Source organism: Enterobacter sp. 186315 (assembly GCF_053290175.1).
In genome coordinates, this window is sequence record NZ_JBPTTK010000042.1 from 1 (window position 1) to 9,428 (window position 9,428).

At 49.0% G+C, this 9,428-nt stretch carries 10 protein-coding genes and 1 pseudogene; 6 read left to right on the forward strand and 5 right to left on the reverse strand.

All coding sequences use genetic code 11. The annotated features are described in order from the left end of the window. The first annotated feature begins 60 nt into the window (after positions 1 to 60). Positions 61 to 249, forward strand: coding sequence for a hypothetical protein (locus tag ACSVHP_RS22660; RefSeq protein WP_224750819.1), 189 nt, complete (start codon positions 61 to 63; stop codon positions 247 to 249). A 3-nt stretch (positions 250 to 252) separates the two neighbouring features. On the opposite strand, the gene ACSVHP_RS22665 is transcribed toward ACSVHP_RS22660, so the two are convergent. The 4 genes from ACSVHP_RS22665 to ACSVHP_RS22680 form a co-directional block, all read right to left on the reverse strand. Further along, entirely contained in the window at positions 253 to 672 is a 420-nt protein-coding gene (locus ACSVHP_RS22665) for a helix-turn-helix domain-containing protein (RefSeq protein WP_103181184.1), read from the reverse strand. Then, positions 669 to 980: a type II toxin-antitoxin system HigB family toxin gene (locus ACSVHP_RS22670; protein ID WP_045898923.1), complete on the reverse strand. Its 312-nt coding sequence runs from the start codon at positions 978 to 980 to the stop codon at positions 669 to 671. The genes ACSVHP_RS22665 and ACSVHP_RS22670 overlap by 4 nt, the downstream gene beginning before the upstream one ends. A 1,048-nt stretch (positions 981 to 2,028) precedes the next feature. Then, positions 2,029 to 2,427, reverse strand: coding sequence for an H-NS family histone-like protein (locus ACSVHP_RS22675; protein WP_103181183.1), 399 nt, complete (start codon positions 2,425 to 2,427; stop codon positions 2,029 to 2,031). 859 nt (positions 2,428 to 3,286) lie between these two features. Continuing rightward, positions 3,287 to 3,700, reverse strand: coding sequence for a hypothetical protein (locus tag ACSVHP_RS22680; RefSeq protein ID WP_130588776.1), 414 nt, complete (start codon positions 3,698 to 3,700; stop codon positions 3,287 to 3,289). A gap of 658 nt (positions 3,701 to 4,358) precedes the next feature. On the opposite strand from ACSVHP_RS22680, the gene ACSVHP_RS22685 reads away from it, so the two are divergent. The 3 genes and pseudogenes from ACSVHP_RS22685 to ACSVHP_RS22695 all read left to right on the forward strand — a co-directional run bounded on the left by ACSVHP_RS22685 (position 4,359) and on the right by ACSVHP_RS22695 (position 6,198). Further along, positions 4,359 to 4,772: a hypothetical protein gene (locus ACSVHP_RS22685; RefSeq protein WP_103181181.1), complete on the forward strand. Its 414-nt coding sequence runs from the start codon at positions 4,359 to 4,361 to the stop codon at positions 4,770 to 4,772. A gap of 175 nt (positions 4,773 to 4,947) precedes the next feature. Next, positions 4,948 to 5,634: pseudogene (locus tag ACSVHP_RS22690) on the forward strand (efflux RND transporter permease subunit); the annotation flags it as partial. A gap of 75 nt (positions 5,635 to 5,709) precedes the next feature. After that, complete coding sequence (locus ACSVHP_RS22695; protein ID WP_103793613.1) at positions 5,710 to 6,198, forward strand: GNAT family N-acetyltransferase; 489 nt, start codon at positions 5,710 to 5,712, stop codon at positions 6,196 to 6,198. A 44-nt stretch (positions 6,199 to 6,242) separates the two neighbouring features. Here the strand turns inward: ACSVHP_RS22695 and cadR are convergent, their stop codons facing one another. Next, the gene (cadR, locus tag ACSVHP_RS22700; RefSeq protein ID WP_003804130.1) at positions 6,243 to 6,683 is read right to left on the reverse strand and encodes a Cd(II)/Pb(II)-responsive transcriptional regulator; all 441 of its coding nucleotides are present in this window, start codon (positions 6,681 to 6,683) and stop codon (positions 6,243 to 6,245) included. An 85-nt stretch (positions 6,684 to 6,768) separates the two neighbouring features. Here cadR and ACSVHP_RS22705 point away from each other — a divergent pair, with 85 nt between their 5' ends. After that, positions 6,769 to 9,174: a heavy metal translocating P-type ATPase gene (locus ACSVHP_RS22705; protein WP_034375348.1), complete on the forward strand. Its 2,406-nt coding sequence runs from the start codon at positions 6,769 to 6,771 to the stop codon at positions 9,172 to 9,174. Beyond that, positions 9,171 to 9,428, forward strand: a 258-nt coding sequence (locus tag ACSVHP_RS22710; protein WP_447552977.1) for a hypothetical protein, incomplete at its 3' end; no start/stop codon positions are given. The genes ACSVHP_RS22705 and ACSVHP_RS22710, both read left to right, overlap by 4 nt.

Below are 9,428 nucleotides of genomic sequence, written 5' to 3' on the forward strand. Positions count from 1 at the left end.
GTTCCAGCGATCAGATGTCACCGACAGAATATGAAAACCAGTATTATCAACGGCTAGGAAGTGTCTAGATTATCCGTGGCGATTCATGCCGCCAAGAAAGAGGCAGCGTTACAGAAAGAGGAAGAGAAAAACAAGGGACTGGAGCAGTTGGCTGATCAGTTCGCGTTGGAAAAGCAGCCGTTTATTGACGCTCTGGCGATTGCAGGAAAATCACCAGAGCAGCAGAGAAAATGTTTATGGACTACGTGACAGTCAAAGGAACCACTCTGGTTTGACACCAAAACGAGCAGACAGCGCCTTAATGTGCATGATTGTCAGTGACCGCTGACCAGAGAGAATCTGGCTAACCAGCGATTTAGAGCCGATCTCCTCCTTAAGGTCAGAATAAGACAGCCTGTACTGGTCAATCAGGGTGCGCAGAAGGGCAACGCCGACTGGCATTTCAGCGATAGCCTTGTTGAATTCAGCGAAACGAGGGCTGTTATCCTCATAGTCAGCAATTTTACTCGCCAGGAAGTCAATAAGCGGGTTCTCGTCGTCGTTTTCGATCAGATAGTCCACCAACTCTATCGCTTCGCGGTAATCGCTCTCGGACGAACTGCCCCCCAGGAAGGGAACAGCAGCTACGAGTTGTTTGGTTGCTTCAATGGCTTTTGCAGTGTCGGTAATCATTCTTTGTTCTCCCTGTAATAGCGGGTCAACTTGTCGTAATCAGCGTGGGTGGCGATGTGCTTCACATAGAAGCGTTTATTCACGAAATTGATATAGGCGATAACCCTCAAGTTGTTGCCCCCTACATCCAACACCCACCACTTATTACGATACTTAAAATTGTCCAGGCTCGGTATCAGCGTTCGCATCTCAGCTGGAGAAGAAAAGTCCGTCTCGCGGACTAAGCGGTACAGCGCCCGAACGGCTAACGAATCGTTGGGATATTGCTTTGCCGCTTCCTCAAAAGGCTCTTTTGAAATTACGTGCATCTTGCGGTCGTTCCATCCGTTTACATTATGTGAACATGATAGCACCGCCCATACCCGTTTACAATATGTGAACAATGGCGCTTTCCCCTACATAGCGGCTATGTCTTTTCCTGAGCGCAGAGAGCTGATTTACAGCGCCGGAAGTCTCGTCTTCATGCGGACCTCGACCGTTAGCAATGGATGACTGATAAGGAATCACTGTGATAAAGGCAAAACCTGTACCACTCAAATACCGTCCTATCATATGTGAGCTCAAAGATTAAGGTGTTAAGGATGAAATCCTTTCAATCCGAACGGGTGGGTCACTTGAGAAAATTAAGCTAATTAAGGATAAAGGTAAGCGCCATGGAAAATCCAGTAGCGGTCCATGTTGGCCAATTGTGGGAGGAAATAGATCCGGATTTTATTAACGAGATTCGCATTCCTGGTATTACCATCGATGGATGAGCCTAAAGTCATACCGTTCGAAAATACATAAGCTGGGCGTCAGCATCCCGTCTTAATGGTAAACATGATGTGTTATAGACCAGATTCTTATCTGCTATAGCGCAAAGCGAATTTTGTATTTAAACATGGCCGAACTATAACTTCACTGGGCTGTATATCCGCAACATATTTGTAGTATAAGTCACCACTTAGTTCACATACCATTAAGTCGAATCAACAAACAGATGGCGCGCCCCATAATATCTGCCTAACCTATATAGCACAGAGAAATGCAACCTCCTGTTCCAAAAAACAGGATGGATTAAAGCTTAATTTTAAAAGGTTTTTATTGCATGTATTGTTATGCATCGAATCCAATGCAAATAACGGCCATCCGTCATAATATAGTAATTTCATTTAAGCATAACATTGTGAGGGAAATTTAATAGTTAAATGAATGCTAAAAAAATAACCGAAAATCTTGAGGCCTTCAAACAACCAATAACCTTTATCATAAATAGGAAATATTAAACTCATAAAAAGACAGTATCAAAAAAGGCCAGATTACGGCCACTTTTAATGGGTTGAATATTGCGTACACTTTCATTAAATCTGACTTAGATCAGAAATCATCCAGAGTTTTACCTGCTGAAAGTTGCTCAGTTAGATCTTTAGGAGTGCGTCCCTGACCCGTCCATGTTTTGGTCTCACCATTTTCATCAGTAAATGTATATTTGGTAGGGCGAGGCTCACGGAATTTCTTCGGTGAGGAAGATTTTGAAGAGAATGCGCCCATTAGCTCTTCAGGGTTAATACCATCTTCTTCCATTAATTTACGCAGGGCTTCAAATTTTTCCTGACGAGCTTGCAGGGAAGCTGCTTTGGATGATTCTTCCTCACGACGTTCAGAGACAACTACTTCTAACTTTTCAAGGATTTCTTCGAGAATTTCTAAAGGAAGCTCACGGCCCTGAGCGCGAAGAGTACGGATATTGTTTAATGATTTGAGCACTTCAGACATGTGAACTCACTTAAAAATAAACTTAGAATTAACGCCAGATAATAACACATATTTTTGGCGGTAATACGCTACCCTTTAAGAAAAAACTCACATTCACCAATAAGTTGAAACAATATCAGTACTGAGATATGGACATTTTTAATCAACTAAACCTAGCAATGCAGGGATTCTGTCAGGTGATGAAATCCCGAATTATAGGCATTTCACACTGTAAAACCCGGGAGGGGAGTGGGATAAGGCGTCTTGTGTATCAGCAAGCATCTTGTACATCCCCTCCTTTAGGCCTTGTAAATGCAAGGCAGTAAAAATCTGCCCCCCTTAAGAGAAAAAACATAATCTGAAGCCTCAGAAGATCAGGTTTAAATTAACTTTTCTGAACCCCCTGTCCTGTAACACTTTTAGTCAATTAGTCAGATCAGCTGATTATGAACAATGCTAATGCATGTAACACTTTTTTACCAGAAGTGGTCTTCACTTAACAAAATCCTGTACTCAGTCTACTGCTTATGTGCAACTTCTTCGATAAAAGTCGCACATGGTAATGCTGCCTTATGTTTAACTTTTCATGAATAAGTTAAACATGGAGTGAACTCTGATGTTCAACTTTTTTATAAAAAGTTAAACATGGAGTGAAATCTTATGTTCATCTTTTTTATAAAAAGTTAAACATGGAGTGGATTCTTATGTTCAACTTTTTTATAAAAAGTTAAACATGGAAAAATCGACCGTGTTCAACTTTTTGAGTAAAAGTGTTACAAGTATTAATCAAACTTTCACGGATATACAGGGTACGTAAAAAGTAACTTTTTTTCATGCCATTATTCGTCCATTCCACATTCTCAATCCCTATCACTGCCTATCAAGCATCGGCGCTGCGCTTAAACACCTTAAAACTATTTTGTGCATTCTGGCAAAACACGTATGGGTGTTGTCTAAAATCTTCCCCTGTCTGGTATAGTGGATTAAATCCTTTGTGTAGACTATTCGGATACAGGAGGAGAACATGAGAAACTTGTAAATCAGGCGCTACGAAGCACATCAGGATGAGAAATTCAGAAGCCTTGGTAACATAGCCGCTGAAGGTAGAGAGATCTGCAATTACCGGGCGCTCTGAAAGGCGTATAACCTGAAAGGCGTATAACAAGTCTGTAATTTCAGCTACAGATGTGCTAAAATAAGATGCAGAAAAACTGGGCAGTAGATTGTAATCCACAAGCATCCACCATCTGGGATGATAAATGGATTTCGAAATAGCCAACATCGCTGGCGTCACTGTCATTTTCCTGCCGACAGCTAATATTCTTTGTATTCTGACCTTGATATCCAACAATTAGACGGTTGCAAAAAAGTCAAATACCTAGTACGTTACTGAAGGGAGATAGTGTCATTCTGCTACGTGACCTGACATTACCCATAAAAGCAGGCAAACCACTCATGTTTTTCATGTGCTATTTATGCCCACGGCATTTATTTATTAGAAAAAAGAAACTACGCTGGGACGCTTAAAGGTGATATTAACGACTCAATATGGGCTAAATTTCCGGATAAACGGCGGCTTAAGTTACAGGATACGTTTAAACGGAATATCGCCCATATAGAAGCTATCAGAATAGCAGCAAGTGAAAAGGATCTGCCTTCTATCCACGTAGTGTTTATCAACGTAAAATCACGAGTTGATAGTGAAACTGATACACCGAACCGATACTATGGTCTTCAGTACGACACAACGGGAGAATTTTCACCGTCAATTATCGGTATCGACCTGAATACAAGGGAGCATATTCTACTCTCTGGTGCGACGGCAAAGTCTGACCGAGTAATGAACCTTTAAACCCGCATCCAATAAACGCCAAAGCCACCGTGAGTTAACTCGCCTCTTAAGCCGCCTGTTTTTGTTTTTATTTTTATTTTTATTTTTCTCTAGAATGGAAATGAAAAAAACGTTAGCGCTGTCCTTCATCGTTTTCTCTTTTTCTGTGATTGCTGGCCAACAAGCATCCCGTAGCACCTGGAATCTGCAGCACTATAATAACTCCGCCGCAGCCTATATCCGAACGCGATTCATTACAACCTGTGAGCTGGCGATAAAAGGTGAAATCAACGCCAAAGAACCGAGTGAACAATCAACCAAAGGAGTATTAGCGCAAGCCACACAGGGCATGGAGAAAGGAACCCCTGCATATTCAATTATTCATGACACCATTATCCTCGGTACGGATGCAGGCATGATGATTCATGAAAAAGGTAAAGTTGTCGCTAAAGACAAAACCGAACCTCATTCCTGCACTGAGTTCGTCAGTTATACAGAAATAAGAGCGTCATTTCTTAGTTTACCGCAGCCTTAAATGGTCCGAAGCAATCCGTTAAGGCTAACGCCGGTAGTGATGACTCTGATGGTAGTGTTTAAAGAACTACGGCTAAAGCTTTAACCGCATTCTACGATGAAAACGAAGTTGCAGCGGATGACAAGATTGGTGGCCGAAAGGTTGAGGTCAAGGGCGTGGTGCAGAGTATTGATAAAGATTTTACCGGTATCCTGCCATACGCATTACCGGGAGTGCCGCACAGGGAAAATCGTCGGGTACCGCAATGGCGGCAATGGACAAGCTGGCTAAGCACTTACCACCGGGGTTCGCCGGTGAGTGGGCGGGAAGTTCGTTACAGGAAAGGGAGTCCGCATCACAGCTTCCGGGTCTTATTGTGCTCTCGGTACTGGTGGTATTCATGGTGCTGGCTGCGCTTTACGAAAGCTGGTCCGTTCCCTTCGCGGTCATACTCGTTGTTCCTCTGGGGCTGCTTGGCGCTGTGCTCGCCGTATCCGTTACGAATATGACGAATGACGTCTTTTTCAAAGTGGGCCTGATAACCCTGATTGGACTTTCCGCCAAGAATGCGATTTTGATTATCGAGTTCGCGAGACAATTGATGAATGAAGGAAAGAGCCTTATTGATGCGACATTGATGGCAGCAAAGCAGCGCTTGCGGCCAATACTCATGACTTCTCTGGCTTTCACATTAGGTGTTGTTCCGCTGATGCTCGCCAGTGGAGCCAGCGACAGCACGCAGCATGCGATTGGCACCGGTGTATTCGGCGGGATGATTAGCGGAACGCTACTGGCCATTTTCTTTGTTCCGGTATTTTTCGTGGCGATCACCCGATTTACTGGCATGCGAAAAGGCAGACCTGGGAATAGCCGGAACGGCTAATCTCTGCCCTGTGTCCCGGCCAGTTTAAAGCAGGTTTCTTGCTGAACTGGCTGGCATAACATTATCAAGGACATTATGAACATCATTGTCACTCAAAGGTTAATCATTCGCCCTTTTAAGGCAGAGGATGCGGCAGCACTTTTCGATTACCTCTCTTCACCACGTGCTCCTTGCTTTAATGATGAAAAGTTACATTCGCTAGCCGAGGCGGAGAGCGACGTGGCTAAACGAGCCACGGACCCAGCGCAGTTTGCCGTTTGTCTAAAAGAAACTGATACGTTAATCGGACATTTTTTTGCGGACAATAGCGACGAGCCAGACAGCAATACATGGTCAGTGGGCTGGCATTTTAATCAACGTTATGAACGTCAGGGATATGCGAGCGAGTCAGTTGCTGCACTATTTGATTATTTATTTAAAGTAAAAGATGCCAGGCGTTTGTATGCCTGGGTAGAAGTTTACAATCTGGCCTCTCAAAAACTCTGTGAACGTTTGCATATGCGGCATGAAGGTTGTTTTAAAGAGTTTGTCGCCTTTGAAAACGAGGATGGTAAGGCAAGATAGGGGTCGCCTCAGAAAACGGAAAATAAAGCACGCTAAGCCCTTACTTACCCAGATGTTTGACTGTTCGTGGCACTTTCACCATGGCAATTGCAATTGCCCAACCCTTGCAAAATGCCGCACGCCTCTACAGATCGAGAGCCAGAACACTTCTCGCGCAAATCAACCAAGTGCCGTTTTAACTGCAACAGCGCGGACACACGCATTTCCACCTGTTGAATATGGGCCTCCAGCAGCGTGTTGACCTCCCCACAGTCCTGCATCGGGTTGTCTCGCAGACCCAGCAATGCGCGAATCTCGCTCAACGTCATGTCGAGCGAACGGCAATGACGGATGAATTGCAAGCGCTCAATGTGCGCCTCACCGTACAGCCGGAAGTTGCCACCGCTTCGCGCTGGCTTCGGCAGTAGCCCTTCCTTCTCGTAGTAGCGGATGGTCACGACCTCGCACCCAGAGCGCTTGGCGAGGTCGCCAATTCTGATTTCCATGCATCAATCTCCAATTATCACTTGACTCTATAGTGACTATAGAGATTTTAATGGAGGCTGAATAGAAGATTTTCAGGAGTTACTCATGAGCGAATGCGCTTCAAAGGGGTGTGGCTGCACGACTGAGCCGATCATCCAACCCACGGCACCGGCCCCGCTGGCAACCGGATCGGCTCAAGCGGTGTACCGCATCGAGAACATGGATTGCCCGACCGAAGAGGCGCTGATCCGAAGCAAACTGGCCGGTCTGGCGGGGGTGGCGGGTCTTGAATTCAACCTGATGCAACGTACCTTGGCCGTGCGACACGAATTGCCTTCGTTGTCTCCCGTCGAGCAGGCGCTGAAGGCCATCGGCATGCAAGCTGTGCGCATGGATCAGGCGTCGGCCGAGCAGACGACCAAGCTGTCCATTGCCAAGATGGATTGCCCGACCGAAGAGACGTTGATCCGCAACAAGCTCGGCACCGTGGCCGGTGTTGCTGATCTCGATTTCAACCTGATGCAGCGCACGCTGTCGGTACGCCATGCGAACCAGGTTCTGCCAGACGTGCTCGTGGCACTGCAAGCGCTTGGATTCGAGGCGCAGGTCGTGGACACGGCAGAGGTCGCATCTCCATCCGCCGCCCCTGTGACCACGCCGACCAACTGGTGGCCGCTGGGCATCTCCTTGGTCACTGCATCGGCGGCCGAGGCGGTCTACTGGCTCCACAACGGCAATCACTGGTCGGTTGTCGTTCTGGCGCTTGTCGCGGTCTTCACGGGTGGCCTCTCCACCTACAAGAAGGGGTGGATTGCGCTCAAGAACCGTAATCTCAACATGAACGCCCTCATGTCGATTGCGGTCACGGGTGCCATGTTGATCGGCCACTGGCCCGAAGCGGCAATGGTGATGGTACTGTTCGCGCTGGCCGAGGTAATCGAAGCCAAATCGCTGGATCGCGCTCGTAACGCTATCCGTGGCCTGCTCGACCTGACCCCGGAACAGGCCACGGTACAGCAGGCTGACGGCACATGGCGCGAGGTGGGCGCCAAGCAAATCACCATCGGCGCCCGCGTCCGGGTCAAACCAGGTGAGCGCATCGCCCTTGATGGTGAGGTGCTGGAAGGCCGCTCTGCCGTCAACCAAGCCCCGATCACGGGTGAAAGCCTCCCGGTCGAAAAATCCCCCGGTGATTCGGTGTTCGCTGGCACGATCAACGAATCCGGCTCGTTCGAGTACCGCGTCACCGCCTTGGCCAACAACTCCACTTTGGCCCGGATCATTCACGCGGTAGAGGCTGCGCAAGGTAGTCGTGCGCCGACTCAGCGTTTTGTCGATCAGTTCGCCCGCTGGTACACCCCCGTTGTATTCGGCGTTGCCATCGCCGTCGCGTTGTTGCCGCCGCTGTTCATGGGTGCGGCATGGCTCGACTGGATCTACCGTGCATTGGTTCTGCTGGTGGTCGCCTGCCCGTGCGCACTGGTGATCTCTACACCGGTCAGCATCGTCAGCGGCCTGGCCGCCGCCGCCCGCCACGGCATTCTCATCAAAGGTGGCGTCTATCTGGAAGAAGGCCGCAAGCTGCGCTGGCTGGCTCTGGACAAGACCGGCACGATCACGCACGGCAAGCCCGCACAGACCGACTTTGTCACATGGGGCAATGCACTCGCCTCGGACAGCCGCAGCATCGCTGCCAGTCTGGCGGCCCGCTCGGACCATCCTGTATCCAAGGCGGTGGCACAGGCCGCGCAGACGGACGGGGTTGCCTTGCTCGACGTGGCCGAATTCAACGCGCTGCCCGGTCGGGGTGTGCAAGGCCAAATCAACGGTGCGACCTACCATCTGGGCAACCACCGGATGCTCGAAGAGCTGGGGCAGTGCACACCAGAGCTGGAGCAGCGCATCGCTGCGCTGGAAACCGCTGGCAAGACCGTCGTGATGTTGGTAGGCGCAAAGGCGGTACATGCCTTATTCGCCGTAGCGGACACCATCAAGGACAGCAGCAGGACCGCCATCGCCGAGCTGCACGCACTGGGCATCAACACCATGATGCTGACCGGCGACAACCCCCATACGGCACAGGCCATTGCCGCACAAGCCGGAATCGACCGTGCGCAAGGCAACCTACTCCCAGATGACAAATTGCGCGAAGTGGAGCAACTGGCCCGAAGCGGCAAGGTTGGCATGGTCGGTGATGGCATCAACGATGCCCCGGCCTTGGCGCGTGCGGACATCGGCTTTGCAATGGGAGCGGCTGGCACAGATACCGCAATCGAGACCGCCGACGTGGCCCTGATGGACGACAACCTGCGCAAGATTCCGACCTTCGTGCGCCTGTCGCGTGCGACGGCGCAGGTGCTGATGCAAAACATTGTGCTGGCCCTTGGCATCAAGGCAGTATTTCTGGTGCTGACCTTCACGGGTCAAGCGACCATGTGGATGGCGGTGTTTGCTGATATGGGGGCCAGCTTGCTCGTCGTTGGCAATGGCTTGAGGCTGTTGCGCAAATGAGCTGGAAATTCTTTCTCTACGACTGGGGTGGTCTGAACATCGCGTTGTTCCAAGCCATCAACATGAGCACACCTGCAGCGCTGGAACCGCTGGCATCGTTCTTCAACCTTGTGATAGGCAACTACTGGACTGCACCACTGATGCTCTTGGCGATGTGGGGATGGTCAAAGTCGGCACCTGACCCAACGCGGGCCGATGCCAGGCACTGTTGCAAAGTTAGCGATGAGGCAGCCTTTTGTCTTATTCAAAGGCCT